Origin of the sequence: Enterobacter soli ATCC BAA-2102, from assembly GCF_001654845.1 — a bacterium.
Classification (GTDB): Bacteria; Pseudomonadota; Gammaproteobacteria; order Enterobacterales; family Enterobacteriaceae; genus Enterobacter; species Enterobacter soli.
Genome location: NZ_LXES01000026.1, coordinates 48933 through 68653, shown reverse-complemented (window position 1 = coordinate 68653; position 19721 = coordinate 48933). Strand labels below are relative to the sequence as shown.

Below are 19721 nucleotides of genomic sequence, written 5' to 3'. Positions count from 1 at the left end.
CTTACGCCAGACGCGGGTTAACTTTTTCTGCATCGATGTTGAATTTGGTAATTGCATCCGCAACCACTTTCTTATCGATTTCGCCACGTTTAGCCAGTTCGCCCAGTGCTGCTACAACCACGTAAGAAGCATCAACTTCGAAGTGGTGACGCAGGTTTTCGCGGCTGTCAGAACGACCGAAGCCGTCAGTACCCAGTACGCGATAATCATCAGCTGGTACGTAAGTACGAACCTGCTCAGCGAACAGTTTCATATAGTCAGTAGAAGCGACCGCTGGAGCGTCGTTCATCACCTGAGCGATGTACGGAACGCGCGGAGTTTCCATTGGGTGCAGCATGTTCCAGCGCTCACAATCCTGGCCATCACGCGCCAGTTCAGTGAAGGAGGTGACGCTGTACACGTCAGAACCTACACCGTAGTCGTTCGCCAGGATCTGTGCTGCTTCACGTACGTGACGCAGGATAGAACCGGAGCCCAGCAGCTGAACTTTGCCTTTGCTACCTGCAACGGTTTCGAGTTTATAGATACCTTTACGGATACCTTCCTCGGCACCTGCTGGCATTGCCGGCATGTGGTAGTTTTCGTTCAGCGTGGTGATGTAGTAGTAAATGTTCTCTTGTGCTTCACCGTACATACGGGTCAGACCGTCGTGCATGATGACAGCCACTTCGTACGCGTAAGACGGGTCGTAAGAGATACAGTTAGGGATAGTCAGAGACTGAATGTGGCTGTGACCATCTTCGTGCTGCAGACCTTCACCGTTCAGGGTCGTACGACCGGAAGTACCACCTACCAGGAAGCCGCGAGCCTGTTGGTCGCCTGCCTGCCAGCACAGGTCACCGATACGCTGGAAACCGAACATGGAGTAGTAGATGTAGAACGGGATCATTGGCAGGTTGTTGGTGCTGTAAGAAGTCGCAGCAGCCAGCCAGGATGCGCCAGCACCCAGTTCGTTGATACCTTCCTGAAGGATCTGACCTTTTTCGTCTTCTTTGTAGTATGCAACCTGCTCACGGTCCTGCGGGGTGTACTGCTGGCCGTTCGGGCTGTAGATACCGATCTGACGGAACAGACCTTCCATACCGAAAGTACGCGCTTCGTCAGCAATGATTGGAACCAGACGATCTTTGATCGACTTGTTCTTCAGCATCACGTTCAGGGCACGAACGAAAGCGATAGTGGTAGAGATTTCTTTGTTCTGCTCTTCCAGCAGCTGAGAGAAGTCTTCCAGCGCTGGCAGTTCCAGTTTCTCGGTGAAGTTAGGCTGACGAGCTGGCAGGTAGCCTTTCAGCGCCTGACGACGTTCGTGCAGGTACTTGTGCTCTTCAGAACCTTCCGGGAAGGTCAGGTAAGACAGGTTTTCTACCTGCTCATCGGTCACTGGAACGTTGAAACGGTCGCGGATATAACGCACGCCGTCCATGTTCATTTTCTTAACCTGGTGAGCGATGTTTTTACCTTCTGCGGTATCACCCATGCCGTAACCTTTGATGGTGTGGGCCAGGATTACAGTCGCTTTACCTTTGGTTTCCTGCGCTTTTTTCAGTGCAGCGTAGACTTTCTTCGGATCGTGACCACCACGGTTCAGGGCCCAGATCTGCTCATCAGTCCAGTCTGCAACCAGTGCTGCGGTTTCAGGATATTTGCCGAAGAAGTGCTCGCGAACGTAGGCACCGTCTTTGGATTTGAAGGTCTGATAGTCGCCGTCAACGGTTTCGTTCATCAGCTGGATCAGTTTACCGCTGGTATCTTTACGCAGCAGCTCATCCCAACGACCGCCCCACATGACTTTAATCACGTTCCAGCCAGCACCGCTGAAGATGCCTTCCAGTTCGTTGATGATCTTGCCGTTGCCGGTTACCGGACCATCCAGACGCTGCAGGTTACAGTTGATGATGAAGCACAGGTTGTCCAGCTTCTCACGGGTCGCGATGGTGATCGCACCTTTAGATTCTGGCTCATCCATTTCACCGTCGCCCAGGAAGGCGTATACGGTTTGCTCAGAAGTATCTTTCAGACCACGGTGTTCCAGATATTTCAGGAACTTAGCCTGGTAGATCGCACCGATTGGACCCAGACCCATAGAAACGGTCGGGAACTGCCAGAACTCTGGCATCAGTTTAGGGTGCGGGTAAGAAGACAGACCTTTACCGTGAACTTCCTGACGGAAGTTGTTCATCTGCTCTTCAGTCAGACGACCTTCCAGGAATGCACGTGCATAGATGCCCGGAGAGATGTGGCCCTGGAAGTACACCAGATCGCCGCCGTCTTTCTCGTTAGCTGCACGGAAGAAGTGGTTGAAGCACACTTCGTAAACGGTTGCAGAAGACTGGAAGGAAGCCATGTGGCCGCCCAGTTCCAGATCTTTCTTGGATGCGCGCAGAACGGTCATGATGGCGTTCCAGCGGATTGCAGAACGGATACGACGTTCCAGATCCAGATTGCCCGGGTATTCCGGTTCGTCTTCGACGGCAATCGTGTTTACGTAGTTGTTAGCCCCTGCACCTGAAGCCACTTTCACACCGCCTTTACGGGCTTCAGAAAGCAGCTGATCAATCAGATACTGAGCACGCTCAACACCTTCTTCACGGATGACCGATTCGATCGCCTGTAGCCAGTCGCGAGTTTCGATCGGATCCACGTCATTTTGGAGACGTTCTGACATGGGGGTATTCCTTATCTATCTAATACGTTGATTTGTCTGGAACCTGTCCCATTGTGATCTCGCTGGAGAACACAATAAGACAGGTTCTGCGTTTAGTTGCCGCGCTCTAAAAAAACCTGGCGCTTAATCCTTTCGTTGCTGTATGCGGCGTAATGAACGTTCGCGACGCGATTGTTCACGGCTGCGGTCCAGCAAGATTTCCTCAATGAAAGCCAGATGTCGGTGCGACGCTTCGCGCGCCTGCTCCGGTTCCCCGGCCATTATCGCCTCGAATACTCGGGTGCGATGGTTGCTGACCAGCGGAAGCATTTCCCGACGGGCATACAACAATTCAAAATTCTGACGAACGTTCTGGGCCAGCATCGGCTCCATGCAGCGAAGCAAGTGTAGCAACACCACATTATGTGCCGCTTCGGTGACGGCAATTTGATACTGGACGACGGCATCGGACTCGGCGTCTAAGTCGCCGGACTGCTGTGCCCGTTCAATGGCCTGATGCAGTTCGCGGATACGCACGCGATCTTCATCAGTGCTGCGAAGGGCGGCGTAATAGGCCGCAATACCTTCAAGCGCGTGACGGGTCTCAAGCAGGTCAAACTGGGATTCTGGGTGGTCAGAGAGAAGTTCTACCAGCGGATCGCTGAAGCTCTGCCACAGGCTGTTTTGCACAAAGGTTCCGCCGCCCTGGCGACGAAGCAGCAAGCCCTTTGCTTCGAGGCGTTGAATTGCCTCACGCAGCGAGGGACGGGAAACGTCGAACTGTTTTGCCAGCTCGCGTTCAGGCGGGAGTTTTTCACCAGGGCGCAGAGTCCCTTCGAGGATTAAAAACTCCAGCTGCTGCTCAATCACATCGGATAGTTTTGGTTGGCGAATTTTGCTGTAGGCCATATTCCCTGTCTTACGCCTTTTTGCCCGGAGTCAATTGGTCTTACCAATTTCAAGTTCGTATCGCTAAAGTAACAAAGTATTCACCTTCTGTCCATATTGGTTTTGATTGAAATCAGTAAACCCTGCACATTTTAACAACCTTACAGAAATAACGTTTCAGAAATGTAACTTTGCACAAATGAGTTGATTACCCATAAAGAGGCAGTTTTAACCTTAATGAAACGAGGGGTTTTGCAATCTGAAGCGATTCAACAACGCAAATAATGAAAATTCGCCCACTTATGGAGCATTTTTATTCTATAGGTTGGGGTAGGAAGGAATTACAGGCCAATTTACAAATGCTTTCTTTTTATTCAACTCGTCATCAGCCCTTCATAAAGCAGGTGCATTCACGGTCGCTTACCACTATTCTGGCGCTTACGGAAGTCATCTCCGCTTTTTTCGGTCTCGTTAACCGTAAAGAATTAAATACAGAAAACGGATGTTCATAATTACACACGCACAGCGTGAACATAACAACCACACACGAGGTTTCAAATGGAAGCTCAACAGCACGGCGATCAGCTAAAGCGTGGCCTTAAAAACCGCCACATTCAGCTCATCGCATTGGGTGGTGCTATCGGTACCGGCCTGTTTCTGGGAAGCGCATCCGTTATCCAGTCTGCCGGCCCTGGCATTATTTTGGGTTACGCAATCGCGGGTTTTATTGCCTTTCTGATCATGCGTCAGTTAGGTGAAATGGTGGTCGAAGAGCCGGTAGCCGGTTCATTCAGCCACTTTGCTTATAAATACTGGGGGAGCTTCGCGGGCTTCGCCTCTGGCTGGAACTACTGGGTGCTGTACGTTCTGGTTGCCATGGCTGAGCTTACCGCCGTCGGTAAGTACATTCAGTTCTGGTACCCGGAGATCCCAACCTGGGCTTCTGCTGCGGCCTTCTTCGTCATCATTAACGCCATCAACCTGACCAACGTAAAAGTGTTCGGTGAGATGGAGTTCTGGTTTGCCATCATCAAAGTCATCGCCGTTGTGGCCATGATCATCTTCGGTGGCTGGCTGCTGTTCAGCGGTAACGGTGGCCCGCAGGCGACCGTACGTAACCTGTGGGAACAGGGCGGATTCCTGCCACACGGTATGAGTGGCCTGGTCATGATGATGGCTATCATCATGTTCTCCTTTGGGGGGCTGGAGCTGGTGGGTATCACTGCCGCTGAAGCCGACAACCCGGAGCAGAGCATCCCGAAAGCCACTAACCAGGTTATCTACCGTATTCTGATCTTCTATGTGGGTTCACTGGCCGTGCTGCTCTCCCTGCTGCCGTGGACGCGTGTTACCGCAGATACCAGCCCGTTTGTACTGATCTTCCACGAGCTGGGCGATACCTTCGTGGCAAACGCCCTGAATATCGTGGTACTGACCGCTGCACTGTCCGTTTACAACAGCTGTGTATACTGCAACAGCCGTATGCTGTTTGGTCTGGCTCAGCAGGGTAACGCCCCGAAAGCACTGCTCAACGTCGACAAGCGCGGCGTGCCGGTTAACACCATTATCGTTTCGGCAGTGGTTACCGCGCTGTGCGTACTGATCAACTACCTGGCCCCGGAATCTGCCTTCGGCCTGCTGATGGCACTGGTGGTGTCGGCGCTGGTTATCAACTGGGCAATGATCAGCCTGGCGCACATCAAGTTCCGCCGCGCCAAGCAGCAGCAAGGTGTAGCGACTCGCTTCCCGGCCCTGCTTTACCCACTGGGTAACTGGGTGTGCCTGCTGTTCATGGCGGCGGTACTGGTTATCATGTTAATCACCCCGGGCATGGCGATTTCTGTGTACCTGATCCCGGTGTGGATTGCGATCCTCGGCGTGGGCTATCTGGTTAAACAGAAAAATGCCAACGCGGTGAAAGCACACTAATCTGCTCTTCCACTCTGCACGCCTTTTCAGGTGTGCAGAGTGTTGTTACCTTCCTCACAAATTCCCGCCTACAGCAATTTTATCCATATCACCGACCTTATACTGCAACGCAAAAATTCCTTTGCCAGCAAATAATTCTCTCCATACCGAAACCCGGAGAGCAGTCAATGGATAACAACAAACTGTCAGTAAAAGAAAAGATCGGCTATGGGATGGGAGACGCGGGATGTAATATCATCTTCGGCGCCATCATGTTGTTTGTTAACTATTTTTATACGGATATTTTTGGTCTGGCGCCTGCGCTGGTCGGCGTATTGCTGCTGTCTGTTCGCGTTATTGATGCCGTAACAGACCCTATTATGGGGGCTATCGCTGACCGTACCCGCAGTAAATATGGTCGGTTTCGTCCATGGCTGTTGTGGATAGCCTTCCCCTATGCGCTGTTCAGTATCCTGATGTTCACCACGCCAGACTGGAGCTATAACAGCAAAGTTATCTATGCATTTGTCACTTATTTCCTGCTGTCGCTGACCTACACCGCCATCAATATTCCTTACTGCTCGCTGGGTGGCGTGATTACTAACGATCCTAAAGAACGCGTTGCCTGTCAGTCTTATCGCTTCGTCATGGTGGGTATCGCGACGCTACTGCTGTCTCTCACCTTGTTGCCGATGGCCGACTGGTTCGGAGGGGATAACAAAGCTAAAGGCTACCAGATGGCGATGACCGTGCTGGCGCTGATTGGCACCTGCATGTTCCTGTTCAGCTTCTCAACCGTGCGCGAGCGCATCCGCCCGGCAGTACAGACCAATGACGAGCTGAAGAACGATCTTAAAGACGTGTGGAAGAACGACCAGTGGGTGCGCATTCTGCTGCTCACGCTTTGCAACGTCTGCCCGGGCTTTATCCGCATGGCCGCCACCATGTATTACGTGACCTGGGTGATGGGTCAAAGCACCCACTTCGCCACCCTGTTTATCAGCCTGGGCGTGGTCGGCATGATGTTCGGCAGTATGCTGGCGAAAGTATTAACCGACCGCTGGTGTAAGCTGAAAGTCTTCTTCTGGACCAATATCGTGCTGGCGATTTTCTCCTGCGCGTTTTACTTCTTCGACCCGAAAGCAACAACCACCATCGTGGTGCTCTACTTCCTGCTGAATATCCTGCACCAGATCCCTTCCCCGCTGCACTGGTCACTGATGGCCGATGTGGACGATTACGGCGAGTGGAAAACCGGTAAACGCATCACCGGGATCAGTTTCTCTGGCAATATCTTCTTCCTCAAGCTGGGGCTGGCGATTGCCGGTGCAATGGTGGGCTTCCTGCTCTCCTGGTACGGTTATAACGCCGGGGCAAAAGCGCAAAGCGCAGACGCCATCAACGGTATTGTGCTGCTGTTCACGGTGATTCCGGGCGTCGGGTATCTGATTACCGCCGGTGTAGTGCGTCTGCTGAAAGTTGACCGTGAAACCATGAAGCAGATCCAGGAGGATCTGGAAAAACGCCGCAACAACTATCGCGAGCTGAACGATTATCAGGAACTCAAAGCCGCTGAGACGAAATGACGAAATAAGGAAAGCCGAATGCAAACCTGGCCCAACCCGTTTATCGAACAACGAGCCGATCCCTATATTTTGCATCATGAGGGGCAATACTATTTTATTGCCTCGGTGCCAGAGTACGACAGGCTGGCAATCCGCCGCGCAGACTCGCTGGAAGGGTTGCGCAGTGCCGATGAGGTGGTTGTCTGGCGTAAACCCGACACCGGCCCTATGAGCGAGCTAATCTGGGCACCAGAGCTGCATCACATTGATGGCAAGTGGTACATCTATTTTGCCGCTACCCATACCCAGGCGCTCGATAAGCTCGGGATGTTCCAGCATCGCATGTTCGCCCTGGAGTGTGCAGACCCGGATCCGCTCACCGGGAAATGGCAAGAAAAGGGGCAGATTAAAAGCCAGTTCGACACCTTTGCGCTGGATGCCACCACGTTTGTGCATCAGGGGAAACGCTGGTATCTGTGGGCGCAAAAAGCCCCGGATATCTCAGGTAACTCCAACCTTTATCTGTGTGAAATGGAGAACCCCTGGACGCTCAAAGGCGAGCCGGTAATGCTCAGCAAACCGGAATATGACTGGGAGTGTCGCGGATTTTGGGTCAACGAAGGCCCGGCGGTACTGGTGCACAATGACCGGCTGTTTATCAGCTATTCCGCCAGCGCAACCGACGAGAACTACTGCATGGGGATATTGTGGATCGATATGAACGCCGATCCGCAAAACCCGGCAAACTGGCATAAATCGCCACGCCCGGTATTCACCACCAGCTATGAGAATCGCCAGTATGGGCCGGGGCATAACAGCTTTACGCAAACGCCGGATGGGGAAGATGTGCTGGTGTATCACGCACGTAACTACACCGAAATTGAAGGCGATCCACTTTACGATCCCAATCGCCATACCCGCCTGAAGCTTGTCCGCTGGGACAAAAACGGGATGCCTGATTTTGGCATCCCGCCTGCTGATACGCTTTAACCGAAGTGACGGCGCGCTGGGCTACACCAGCGTGCCGTAAATGGTCAGCAGCGCTACGACCACCACCACCACAAAGGATGTTTTCTTCGCCATCGACACAGCCGCTTTTGGCGTCTCTATCTTGTCGGTGTGCGGCTCGCGCGCCAGTGAGAACTGCGCCAGACGCGTTAACACCTGATACTGCGCAGTGTGGCGGTCAGCCAGAGAGGCAAACCACGCTGGCAGCGCTTTTTCGCCGTGGCCAATCAACGCATACACCACACCCACGAACCGCACCGGGATCCAGTCAAGCACATGCAAAATAGCATCAATCCCGGATTGCAGACGCTCATGTGGGGTGAGGTATCGGGCAAGCCAGGTCTGCCAGGCGCGTAAAAATGCATAGCCCATCAGCAAGACTGGCCCCCACGGGCCGCCCACTACAAACCAGAACAGCGGCGCCAGATAAAAGCGGAAGTTAATCCACAGCAGGGCATTTTGCAGCTCGCGAAGAAAATCACGCTCGTCGCAATCAGGCGGAACGCCGTGGATCATGGTGAGCTCGCTCGCCATTGCACTTCGCGCATGGGCATCATCCCGGGATGCCGCCTTCAGATAGGCGTGATAATGCATCCTGACTTTACCCGCGCCGATGCACAAAACACCGAGCAGGATCCACACCACCAGCAACGGCACATTGAAAAAGAGGCCGTGCAGCGAGCGCAGCAGCAGGAAAGTAATCAGCATCACGCCAGCGGTCATCAGCAGCGTGCGGAGCAGGGAAAAGTGTTTGATACGGCGGAAGAGGACTTCCAGCCGGTGATCCAGGTGCCAGTGTTCACCGAGCTTGAACAGACGTTCCGCAACGATAACCAGCAGCATGGTAAACAGCGTCATGTTATCTCCTTATCTGACGATGCGGTAAGCATGGCGTGAAACCGCGACCAGTCGAATGCCGGGCCGGGGTCAGTTTTCCTTACCGGAGCAATATCACTGTGCCCCGTTATATTATCGACTATCGCAGGATACAACCCGATAAGGGTCTGCGTCACGGCAACCAGTTGCTGATACTGCGCATCGGTATACGGCGTAGTATCCGTGCCTTCCAGCTCAATCCCGATTGAAAAATCATTGCAGCGTTCGCGTCCGTGATAAACCGACACCCCCGCATGCCAGGCGCGCTTATCAAAAGGAACATACTGAACAATCTCCCCATCACGACGGATCAGGCAATGTGCCGATACGCGAAGATGGGCGATTTCTGCAAAAAAGGGATGAGCATTGGGATCAATCGTTCCCGTGAATAATGCATCGATCCACGGACCGCCAAACTCCCCCGGCGGCAGACTAATATTATGAACCACCAGCAGTGAGGGCTGTTCATCCTCCGGGCGGCAATCGTGGTGCGGCGAGGGCACATGCCGCGCATCCACCAGCCATCCGTTCTCTAACAACATGCTGGAACTCCTTCTGTATGGTGCTATTACTCGGTTCAGAGTAGCATGTTTCAATATTATGATTCGTTACCAATTTGGAGTTTTATCATGCCGCCTCGCCGTTACAACCCCGACCACCGACGTGACGCGCTTCTGGAACGTATTAATATGGATATTCCGGCAAGCGTTGCCCATGCTTTGAAAGAAGACCTGGGCGGCGACGTCAATGCCGACAACGATATTACCGCGCAATTATTGCCAAAAGAGACACGCTCCCACGCCGTCATCATTACCCGTGAAGACGGCGTATTTTGCGGAAAACGCTGGGTTGAAGAGGTCTTTACTCAGCTCGCGGGTGACGATGTTCAGGTCACCTGGCATGTTGAAGATGGCGACACCATCAGCGCAAATCAGCCACTGTTTGAGCTTGATGGCCCTTCCCGCGTGCTGCTGACCGGCGAACGTACCGCACTGAACTTTGTGCAGACGCTGTCAGGCGTAGCCAGTGAAGTGCGCCGCTACACCGATCTGCTGGCAGGCACGCGTACCCAGTTGCTGGATACCCGTAAAACGCTGCCAGGCCTGCGCACCGCCCTGAAATATGCGGTGTTATGTGGCGGTGGCGCAAACCATCGTCTGGGTTTATCTGACGCCTTCCTGATTAAAGAGAACCACATTATTGCTTCTGGCTCCGTGCGTCAGGCGGTGGAGAAAGCCTTCTGGCTACACCCGGACGTGCCAGTTGAGGTGGAAGTAGAAAACCTCGACGAGCTGGATGAAGCCATCAAGGCCGGGGCGGATATCATCATGCTGGATAACTTCGAAACTGACCAGATGCGCGAAGCGGTAAAACGCACTGACGGTAAGGCGCAGCTGGAGGTATCGGGCAACGTGACGTTTGAGACAATCCGCGAATTCGCTGAAACGGGTGTCGATTTCATCTCCGTTGGCGCGCTGACCAAACACATCCGCGCACTCGACCTCTCTATGCGCTTTAAGTGATACCGACTTTCCCCTCTCCGCCCGGAGAGGGGAAATACGAAGCCGCTCGCAACTCTGTTGTCCCGCGCTGCAACCCCGCATTAATTCGCTGAAAGCGCCTTCACACTTCTTTTTTTGCCACTCGTCTGTGCTCCTCCACGCTGCCACAGTAGCGCCACTTTTTCTAAGGAGCAGATATGAACAGACAACAAGGCTTCACGCTGATTGAGTTAATGGTGGTCATCGGCATTATTGCCATCTTAAGTGCGATCGGCGTACCCGCTTACCAGAACTACCTTCGAAAAGCCGCACTCACTGATATGCTGCAAACCTTTGTCCCGTACCGTACCGCCGTTGAGCTTTGTGCCCTGGAGCACGGCGGCGTAGACAGCTGCGATGGGGGAAGTAATGGTATCCCCTCGCCTGTTACCTCTCGCTATGTTTCCGCCATGAGCGTGACAAAAGGCACGATTACCCTTACAGGACAGGAGAGCCTGAACGGTCTTGACGTCAGCATGATCCCGGTTTGGGACAACAGCAACGGCATGACCAGTTGGGCACGGACATGCAACATCGCGAACGATAGCGCGCTTAAGCAAGCCTGCGAAGACGTCTTCCGCTTCAACAGTAATTAACAGGAGCGGTCGATGAATACGGAACAACTTATGGCACTCTGTCAGCGCCACCATGCACAGCTGCTCACAAGCGATGCGAGCATGGTCAACATCGCGGTGGTGGGCACACCGGCTGCTGAGCTGATGGAAGCCTTACGTTTCGCGACGCAAAAGCGCATTGATATCGAATGCTGGACGAGCGAGCGCATGGAAAAACACCAGCAGTTGGCATCGCAATCACATCTGCCTGTGGCATCAACGGCCCTCTCCGCGGTGGATATTCTCAACCACACGTTGTTGCAGGCCATGCGTCAACGGGCGTCAGATATTCATATTGAGCCGTCGGAACACGCTTGCCATATTCGCCTGCGTATCGATGGGGTACTCAATCCGCATACCACCCTCAACGCCGGGCTGGCAACCTCGCTCACCGCGCGGCTAAAAGTGCTGGGTAACCTGGATATTGCGGAACGACGTCTGCCCCAGGATGGGCAGTTTACGGTCGAACTGGCAAACGAACCGGTCTCTTTTCGTATCGCCACCCTGCCCTGTAGTGGCGGGGAGAAAATCGTTCTGCGTCTGCTACAGCAGGAACAGCAGGCGCTGGATATTGCGCAGCTGGGCATGAGTGCAGAGCAGCAGGCCCGATTTACCGAAATGCTGCACCAGCCACAGGGGTTGATCCTGGTCACCGGGCCAACAGGGAGTGGTAAAACCGTCACCCTCTACAGCGCCTTGCAGGCGCGTAACACGCCGGATGTGAACATTTGCAGCGTAGAAGATCCTATCGAAATCCCGCTCGCAGGGCTCAATCAGACCCAAATTAACCCGCGTTCCGGGCTCACCTTTCAAAGCGTATTGCGCGCCCTGCTACGCCAGGATCCTGACATCATCATGGTGGGTGAAATTCGTGATGGCGAAACGGCAGAAATTGCCATCAATGCCGCACAGACCGGGCACCTGGTGCTCTCCACTCTTCATACCAATTCTACGGCAGAGACGCTGATCCGTTTGCAGCAAATGGGTGTCGCTCGCTGGATGATCTCTTCAGCACTCTCTCTGGTCGTAGCACAGCGTCTGGTTCGCCGCTTGTGCCCCCATTGCCGACAGCAGGGGCAGAACAACGCCGTATTACCTCATACACTTTGGTCGCGAGAGCTTCCGCAGTGGCGACCAACTGGATGCGATCGTTGCTATCACGGTTTTTATGGCCGGATTGCCCTGTTTGAGGTGCTGACCATCGATAACGACTTGCGTCAGGCCATTTCCAGTGGTGCCGCAATTGAGGTTATCGAGGCAAGCGCCCGGCAGACCGGGATGACCAGCCTGTTTGAACATGGCTGTATGGCGGTTGAGCAAGGACTCACTACCGTGGAAGAGTTGGTGCGAGTGCTGGGAATGCCCAATGGCGGCTAACCAGCTCTGGCGCTGGCGGGCGCTTACAGATGAAGGCGAATTACAAAACGGGGTGATGTGGGCCATCAACCGTGAAGCCGCATTTTCGGCATTAATGCGAAAAGCACTGCATCCTTTGGCGCTGGTGCGCTGTTCGCAGCATCGTCGATGGCAGTCCCACCACTGCTATGACATTTTTCGACAGCTCGCGACGCTTCTGAAGGCAGGGCTTACGCTGTCTCACAGTCTCGAGATGCTGGCGCAGCAGCACCCGGTCACGCAGTGGCAGGCACTGTTGCAGAGTCTGTCTGACGATCTTAGCGAAGGATGTGCCTTGTCTACGGCATTAAAAAAATGGCCAGAGGTATTCAGCCCGCTCTACGTTTCAATGGTGAAAACAGGTGAGCTCACGGGCAAGCTGGAAGAGTGTTGCCGCCAGCTCGCGCAACAACAAAAATCGCAGCAGCAGCTTAATGCGAAGGTAAAAAAAGCGCTGCGCTACCCGGTGATAATCTTGACGCTGGCCGTTGCCGTTGTACTGGCGATGGTCACACTGGTCTTGCCAGAGTTCGCGGCTATCTACAGAACATTTAATACCCCTCTGCCGCTGTTAACGCAGATGGTAATGGGGCTGGCTGTGTTCATTCAGAAATGGGCAATAATTCTGGCCACATTAGTGCTCATTCCGCCCGTTGTTATTTATCGTCTTCGGCGCCATGTGCGATGGCAGCGAGTGAGTCAGCGGATAGTGCTGAACTTACCCGTTATGGGTGCACTGGCCAGGGGGCAAAAACTGGGGCAGATCTTTACTGTGCTGTCACTCACTCAGCAGGCTGGTATCGCCTTTTTACAAGGTCTGGAAAGCGCGGAAGAGACTGTTGAAAATCCATTCTGGCGGGATGTGATTCAGGGGATGCGGGAGAAAATCGAACAGGGAATGCCGGTCTGGTCAGCATTTCACCATGCTGCGGTGTTTACACCACTCTGTATTCAACTGATACGCACCGGGGAAGTTTCCGGGGCTCTTGATATCATGCTGGAGAATCTTGCTCATCACCACATGGAGCAAACGTTCCAGCAAGCAGATAACCTGGCGGCACTGCTGGAGCCAATACTGTTGATTGTGACGGGAGTCATTATCGGTACGCTGGTGGTTGCGATGTACTTACCGATTTTCCATCTGGGGGATGCGATGAGTGCGGGTTAGTGCTGGCGCACAGATGTGCGCCAGCATGAGCCATTACAGGCTATTGAATACGCGGTTTTCCTGCTCCTGAACGCGGATAAACGTGGTACGTTTCGTCAGCTCTTTCAGGCGAGATGCACCAACGTAGGTACAAGCAGAACGCAGGCCACCGAGGATATCCAGCGCGGTAAGATCCACCGGGCCGCGCAGTGGCAGCTTCACGGTTTTACCTTCTGCTGCACGATATTTTGCCACGCCACCCACATGACGGGTCATCGCGGATTCAGAGCTCATACCGTAGAACAGCATAAATTTCTCGCTGTTCTCTTCAACCACCGTACCGCCACTCTCTTCGTGACCCGCCAGCATTCCGCCGAGCATCACGAAATCGGCACCGCCACCAAAGGCTTTAGCCACATCGCCCGGCATGGTACAACCGCCGTCGCTGATAATCTGGCCGCCAAGACCGTGGGCTGCATCAGCACACTCAATCACCGCAGAAAGCTGCGGGTAGCCCACACCGGTTTTCACACGCGTGGTACACACGGAGCCCGGGCCAATGCCCACTTTCACGATATCCGCGCCGGAGAGGATCAGCTCTTCACACATTTCGCCGGTCACAACATTACCCGCGATAATGGTTTTGGTCGGCCAGGCTTCACGCGCTTTGCTGACGAACTGTACGAAGTGCTCTGAGTAACCATTTGCGACATCAATACAAACGAAATTCAGCGCCGGGTTAGCCGCCAGGATCTGTTTGGTCTTTTCAAAATCCGCATCGGATGTGCCGGTAGAAACCATGACATGTTTAACAACATCGTCAGACGAGGACGCCACAAAGGCATTCCACTCTTCAGGGCTGTAGTGCTTATGCACGGCGGTAAGGACATCGAATTTAGCCAGCGCCGTTGCCATTGCAAAGGTACCCACGGTGTCCATGTTGGCAGCAATGATTGGCACACCAGACCAGGTCTGACCGGAATGTTTAAAGGTGAAGTGACGTTCGAGTTCAACGTCTGAGCGACTTTTCAGTGTAGAGCGTTTAGGGCGGATAAGAACGTCTTTGAAACCTAACTTCAGATCTTCTTCGATACGCATGTGCGGATTCCTGGGGTTAGAGGCAAATATGTTAAAAGCACAACTCCAGTGACGCTATCATACGCACTAATACCTGCTCCGCAAGACTGCGAAATTCTCTTTTTTTACGCTACAATCCTATAAATTTACCTGGTAGAAAGCGGGTAAAGAGAGTTAACCGTTCGCTGCTCTAAGTTTAAATTTTAAGCAACTGATTTTAATAATGAATAATTCCCAGGATTTGATTTAATGGGGTACATCGTCGCGTTAACCGGCGGCATCGGTAGTGGCAAAAGCACCGTTGCAGACGCTTTTTCTCGTCTGGGCATCCCGATTATTGATGCCGATATTATTGCCCGTCAGGTGGTAGAACCCAATACACCCGCATTAAAGGCCATCGAAGCGCATTTCGGGCGTGAAGTCATCAATGCTGATGGCACGCTCAATCGTCGCCAGCTTCGCGAGTGCATTTTTTCTGATTCTTCAGAAAAAGCCTGGCTTAATGCCCTGCTCCACCCCATTATCCACCAGGAAACCCAGCGTCAGATTGCTGAAGCCCGCTCACCCTACGTACTGTGGGTTGTACCGCTGTTGGTGGAAAATCAGCTTCACAAAAAAGCCGACCGGGTTCTGGTTATCGATGTTTCCCCCGAAACGCAGATCGAGCGAACAATGACGCGCGACCATGTCTCGCGTGAACATGCTGAACAAATTCTTGCTGCTCAGGTCACGCGTGAAGCGCGCCTTGCTGTTGCGGATGATGTTATTGATAATAACGGCGCACCAGATGCTCTTGCATCGGATGTTGCCCGTCTGCACGCGCAGTATCTGACGTTCGCCGCGCAGGCCGTTGCACAGGAAAAACCATAATGTCTACTCATATCCTTTTTGAGCACCCGCTTAACGAAAAAATGCGTACCTGGCTGCGTATCGAGTTTTTAGTTCAACAGCTTACACACCATCTGCCTGTTAACGATCACGCCACTGCGCTGCATTTTTTCCGCAATGTTGGCGATCTGCTCGATGTCATTGAACGCGGTGATGTTCGCACCGAATTATTAAAAGAGCTTGAGCGCCAGCAGCGTAAATTGCAGGCCTGGGCTGAAGTGCCGGGCGTTGATCAGAGTCGTATTGATTCACTTCGCCAGCAACTGAAAACCAGCAGCAGTGTGCTGATGGCCGCACCCCGCGTGGGGCAATTCCTGCGTGAAGACCGGCTTATCGGCCTGGTCCGTCAGCGTCTGAGCATTCCTGGCGGCTGTTGCAGCTTTGACCTGCCGACACTCCATATGTGGCTGCACATGCCGCAAACCCAGCGTGATGCGCAGGTGAATAGCTGGCTTGCAAGCCTGGAGCCAATGAACCAGACGTTATCACTCATTCTCGACCTGGTACGCAATTCAGCGCCTTTCCGCAAGCAAACCAGCCTGAATGGTTTTTACCAGGATAACGGTGATGATGCCGATCTACTGCGCCTGAATTTGTCCCTGAGCGATCAGCTTTACCCGCAAATCTCCGGCCACAAAAGCCGCTTTGCGATTAGATTTATGCCTCTGGACAGCGAAAATGGCCTCGTGCCTGAGCGCCTCGATTTTGAGCTGGCCTGCTGTTAAGGAGTATTGATGTCTGACGTAACAACCGTAAGCTGCCCGACCTGTGGGAAAACTGTCGTCTGGGGCGAAGTGAGTCCATTTCGCCCGTTCTGCTGCAAACGCTGCCAGCTCATTGACCTGGGAGAATGGGCGGCGGAAGAGAAGCGCATTCCAAGCGAAGGCGATCTCTCTGACAGCGATGACTGGAGTGAAAACCAGCAGTAATCTGTAAAGCCTGCTGGCGCTTCGCTTAGCAGGCCTACGGCTGTGCGGCTAATCTTAAGATCACAGGCTCATTAGCTGGCGGGAATTTATCGGCATCACTTGCCTGAAGTTCAACCCAGTGACCAGGCTGCCCCTCTTTTCCCCAGGGTTCCCCTTCCCAGTTTTCGACAAGCCAGAACCACAATGTGATGTGGCGGTCAGGGAACTGGTACTCGAGCTTATCGAAAAGTGTTGCTCCAATAGGTGTGATCCCGACCTCCTCCTGAAGCTCGCGAATCAGCGCCTGTTCCGGCGTTTCACCTGATTCAATCTTTCCCCCCGGAAATTCCCACTTATTCGCCATATGAGCATCGGCTGCCCGCTGGGTAATGAAGATCTGGTTTTGTGGGTTGCGAATGATCCCGACGGCAATTTGCAGTGTTTTCATAGTGTGACTTCCATAAAAAAGGCGCAGATTTCTGCGCCTTTTAGATTATGTTACGTTCTTAGCTCAGACGACCGTGGCACGCCTTGTATTTTTTACCGGAGCCGCATGGGCACGGATCGTTACGCCCGACTTTACGGTCACCGGTTTGTGCCGCGATAGCCGCAGCCGCTTCGCTGTCGTCTGTCTGGTGGCTCAGCTGTTGCATCTGCGCCAGGCGCTCCGCTTCTTCACGACGCTGCTGCTCCATCGCTTCTACTTCTTCCGGCATCCGCACCTGAACTTTGCTCAGGGTGCTGATCACTTCATACTTCAGTGACTCCAGCATGGAAGCAAACATGGCGAAGGATTCGCGTTTGTATTCCTGTTTCGGATCCTTCTGCGCATAGCCACGCAGGTGGATACCCTGGCGCAGGTAATCCATCGCCGCCAGGTGCTCTTTCCACAGGGAGTCCAGCGTTTGCAGCATGACGCCTTTCTCAAAGTGACGCATCATCTCAGCGCCAACCACTTCTTCTTTACGCTTGTAAACTTCCAGCGCGGTTTCGAAAATACGTTCGCGCAGGGTTTCTTCATGCAGTTCCGGCTCTTTGTCCAGCCACTCTTTGATTGGCAGTTCAAGGTCGAAGTCGTTTTTCAGACGTTCCTGCAAGCCTTCGACATCCCACATTTCTTCCAGGGACTGCGGCGGAATGTGGCCATCGATGGTCGCTTTGAACACATCTTCACGGATGCTGTTGATGGTTTCGCTCACGTCGGACACGTCCAACAGTTCGTTACGCTGGGTGTAGATGGCGCGACGCTGATCGTTAGCCACGTCATCATATTCCAGCAGCTGCTTACGAATGTCGAAGTTACGGCTTTCAACTTTGCGCTGAGCGTTAGCAATCGCTTTAGTGACCCACGGGTGTTCAATCGCTTCGCCAGGCTTCATGCCCAGTTTACGCATCATGCCGGATACACGGTCAGAGGCGAAAATACGCATCAGTGCATCTTCCATAGACAGGTAGAAGCGGGAAGAACCGGCATCACCCTGACGACCCGCACGACCACGCAGCTGGTTATCGATACGACGAGATTCGTGACGTTCGGTACCAATGATGTGTAAACCACCGGAAGCCAGAACCGCATCGTGACGCACCTGCCAGTCAGCTTTGATCTGAGCAATCTGTTCTGGCGTTGGGTCTTCCAGCTCAGCAACTTCAGCCTGCCAGCTACCGCCGAGCATAATATCGGTACCACGACCCGCCATGTTGGTGGCGATGGTCACCGCCGCTGGGTAACCCGCCTGCGCAACGATATCGGCTTCTTTGGCGTGGAACTTGGCGTTCAGTACGTTGTGTTTAATGCCCGCTTTGGTCAGTTCATTAGAGACCACTTCGGATTTCTCGATGGAAATGGTACCCACCAGAACCGGTTGACCAGCCGCGGTACGATCGCGAATGTCTTCAATGATCGCCTGGATTTTTTCCGCTTCAGTCATGTAAACCAGATCCGGCATATCCTTACGGATCATCGGACGGTTAGTAGGAACAACCACGGTATCCAGTTTGTAGATGGAGCTGAATTCAAACGCTTCGGTATCTGCGGTACCGGTCATCCCTGCCAGCTTCTCGTACAGACGGAAGTAGTTCTGGAAGGTGATGGATGCCAGCGTCTGGTTTTCATTTTGAATATCCACACCTTCTTTGGCTTCAACAGCCTGGTGCAGACCATCGGACCAGCGACGACCCTGCATGGTACGACCGGTGTGTTCATCAACGATGATAACTTCACCGTCTTTTACGATGTAATCCACGTCGCGGGTAAACAGCGCATGAGCGCGCAGTGCCGCAGTTACGTGGTGCATCAGCATAATATTGCTCGGGGAGTACAGTGACTCGCCCTCGTCCATGATGCCCTGAGCAACCAGCAGCTCTTCAATTTTCACCAGGCCGCGTTCCGTCAGGTTAACCTGACGCGCTTTTTCATCCACGGAGAAGTGGCCTTCGCCCTGGAAAGTATCGGAGTCTTCTTTTTCCTGACGCAGCAGGTGTGGAATGATTTTGTCGACTTTACGGTACATCTCGGAGCTGTCTTCAGCCGGGCCAGAGATGATAAGCGGAGTACGCGCTTCGTCGATCAGAATGGAGTCCACCTCATCCACCAGCGCATAGTGCAGTTTACGCTGTACACGCTCTTCAGGGCTAAATGCCATGTTGTCGCGCAGGTAGTCGAAGCCGTATTCGTTGTTCGTACCGTAAGTGATATCCGCGTTATAGGCATCACGCTTAGCCGGTGCTGGCAGTCCGGACATGTTGATACCCACGGTCATGCCTAAGAATTCGAACAGTGGACGGTTGTTTTCGGCGTCACGCTGCGCCAGGTAGTCGTTGACGGTAACAACGTGAACGCCTTTGCCAGACAGCGCGTTCAGGTAAGCAGGCAAGGTTGCGGTCAGGGTTTTACCTTCACCGGTACGCATTTCTGCGATGCAGCGTTCGTTCAGAACCATACCACCCAGCAGCTGTACGTCGAAGTGGCGCATTCCAAACACACGCTTACTTGCTTCACGGACGACGGCAAAGGCTTCCGGGATCAGGCTTTCTAAGGATTCACCTTTTTCCAGACGCGCACGGAATTCCCCGGTTTTGGCTTTCAGCTCATCATCAGAGAGCTTCTCCATCGCCGGTTCCATACCGTTGATAACAGTGACAGCTTTGCGCATACGGCGCAGGGTACGATCGTTACGACTACCGAAAACTTTGGTTAATAATTTGATTAACATAATAAATTCTCAAACGCCCCATTGTGGGCAGATAAATTAAGGTATTGAAA

At 53.3% G+C, this 19721-nt stretch carries 17 protein-coding genes; 10 read left to right on the top strand and 7 right to left on the bottom strand.

From position 1 onward, the window contains the following. Position 1 precedes the first annotated feature (1 nt). Together aceE and pdhR are read right to left on the bottom strand one after the other, a co-directional pair. Positions 2-2665 (bottom strand): pyruvate dehydrogenase (acetyl-transferring), homodimeric type, encoded by a 2664-nt coding sequence (gene aceE, locus M987_RS09525; protein WP_014068922.1) that lies wholly within the window; start codon positions 2663-2665, stop codon positions 2-4. Between the two features lie 123 nt (positions 2666-2788). Further along, positions 2789-3553, bottom strand: coding sequence for a pyruvate dehydrogenase complex transcriptional repressor PdhR (pdhR, locus tag M987_RS09520; protein ID WP_014068921.1), 765 nt, complete (start codon positions 3551-3553; stop codon positions 2789-2791). Between the two features lie 537 nt (positions 3554-4090). Between pdhR and aroP the strand changes: the two genes are divergently transcribed. The 3 genes from aroP to M987_RS09500 all read left to right on the top strand — a co-directional run bounded on the left by aroP (position 4091) and on the right by M987_RS09500 (position 7995). Continuing rightward, entirely contained in the window at positions 4091-5461 is a 1371-nt protein-coding gene (gene aroP, locus M987_RS09510; RefSeq protein ID WP_014068920.1) for an aromatic amino acid transporter AroP, read from the top strand. Between the two features lie 167 nt (positions 5462-5628). Continuing rightward, a complete protein-coding gene (locus tag M987_RS09505) occupies positions 5629-7026 on the top strand; it encodes a glycoside-pentoside-hexuronide (GPH):cation symporter (RefSeq protein ID WP_014068919.1) in 1398 nt (465 codons plus the stop codon). Positions 7027-7044: 18 nt separating this feature from the next. Next, positions 7045-7995, top strand: a complete 951-nt coding sequence (locus tag M987_RS09500) for a glycoside hydrolase family 43 protein (RefSeq protein ID WP_014068918.1) — start codon at positions 7045-7047, stop codon at positions 7993-7995. A 21-nt stretch (positions 7996-8016) separates the two neighbouring features. On the opposite strand, the gene ampE is transcribed toward M987_RS09500, so the two are convergent. Together ampE and ampD are read right to left on the bottom strand one after the other, a co-directional pair. Then, positions 8017-8871 (bottom strand): beta-lactamase regulator AmpE, encoded by an 855-nt coding sequence (gene ampE, locus M987_RS09495; protein ID WP_014068917.1) that lies wholly within the window; start codon positions 8869-8871, stop codon positions 8017-8019. Continuing rightward, entirely contained in the window at positions 8868-9431 is a 564-nt protein-coding gene (gene ampD, locus M987_RS09490) for a 1,6-anhydro-N-acetylmuramyl-L-alanine amidase AmpD (protein ID WP_014068916.1), read from the bottom strand. The genes ampE and ampD overlap by 4 nt, the downstream gene beginning before the upstream one ends. An 87-nt stretch (positions 9432-9518) precedes the next feature. Here ampD and nadC point away from each other — a divergent pair, with 87 nt between their 5' ends. The 4 genes from nadC to hofC all read left to right on the top strand — a co-directional run bounded on the left by nadC (position 9519) and on the right by hofC (position 13607). Then, positions 9519-10412: a carboxylating nicotinate-nucleotide diphosphorylase gene (gene nadC / locus M987_RS09485; RefSeq protein WP_014068915.1), complete on the top strand. Its 894-nt coding sequence runs from the start codon at positions 9519-9521 to the stop codon at positions 10410-10412. A 176-nt stretch (positions 10413-10588) separates the two neighbouring features. Beyond that, positions 10589-11026, top strand: coding sequence for a prepilin peptidase-dependent pilin (gene ppdD, locus M987_RS09480; protein WP_014068914.1), 438 nt, complete (start codon positions 10589-10591; stop codon positions 11024-11026). Positions 11027-11038: 12 nt separating this feature from the next. Next, positions 11039-12421, top strand: a complete 1383-nt coding sequence (gene gspE / locus M987_RS09475) for a type II secretion system protein GspE (protein ID WP_014068913.1) — start codon at positions 11039-11041, stop codon at positions 12419-12421. Then, a complete protein-coding gene (gene hofC / locus M987_RS09470; RefSeq protein ID WP_014068912.1) occupies positions 12411-13607 on the top strand; it encodes a protein transport protein HofC in 1197 nt (398 codons plus the stop codon). Before gspE ends, hofC begins: the two co-directional genes overlap by 11 nt. Positions 13608-13640: 33 nt before the next feature. On the opposite strand, the gene M987_RS09465 is transcribed toward hofC, so the two are convergent. Continuing rightward, positions 13641-14684 (bottom strand): GMP reductase, encoded by a 1044-nt coding sequence (locus tag M987_RS09465; RefSeq protein WP_014068911.1) that lies wholly within the window; start codon positions 14682-14684, stop codon positions 13641-13643. Between the two features lie 228 nt (positions 14685-14912). On the opposite strand from M987_RS09465, the gene coaE reads away from it, so the two are divergent. The 3 genes from coaE to yacG are packed head-to-tail and all read left to right on the top strand — an operon-like array spanning position 14913 to position 16480. Then, entirely contained in the window at positions 14913-15533 is a 621-nt protein-coding gene (gene coaE / locus M987_RS09460) for a dephospho-CoA kinase (RefSeq protein ID WP_014068910.1), read from the top strand. Next, a complete protein-coding gene (zapD, locus tag M987_RS09455) occupies positions 15533-16276 on the top strand; it encodes a cell division protein ZapD (RefSeq protein WP_014068909.1) in 744 nt (247 codons plus the stop codon). The genes coaE and zapD overlap by 1 nt, the downstream gene beginning before the upstream one ends. Positions 16277-16285: 9 nt before the next feature. Continuing rightward, entirely contained in the window at positions 16286-16480 is a 195-nt protein-coding gene (gene yacG, locus M987_RS09450) for a DNA gyrase inhibitor YacG (protein WP_006810106.1), read from the top strand. A 34-nt stretch (positions 16481-16514) separates the two neighbouring features. Here yacG and mutT read toward each other — a convergent pair whose 3' ends face one another. Together mutT and secA are read right to left on the bottom strand one after the other, a co-directional pair. After that, positions 16515-16907 (bottom strand): 8-oxo-dGTP diphosphatase MutT, encoded by a 393-nt coding sequence (gene mutT, locus M987_RS09445; RefSeq protein WP_014068908.1) that lies wholly within the window; start codon positions 16905-16907, stop codon positions 16515-16517. Between the two features lie 58 nt (positions 16908-16965). Further along, positions 16966-19671: a preprotein translocase subunit SecA gene (gene secA, locus M987_RS09440; protein WP_014068907.1), complete on the bottom strand. Its 2706-nt coding sequence runs from the start codon at positions 19669-19671 to the stop codon at positions 16966-16968. Between the last annotated feature and the right edge of the window lie 50 nt (positions 19672-19721).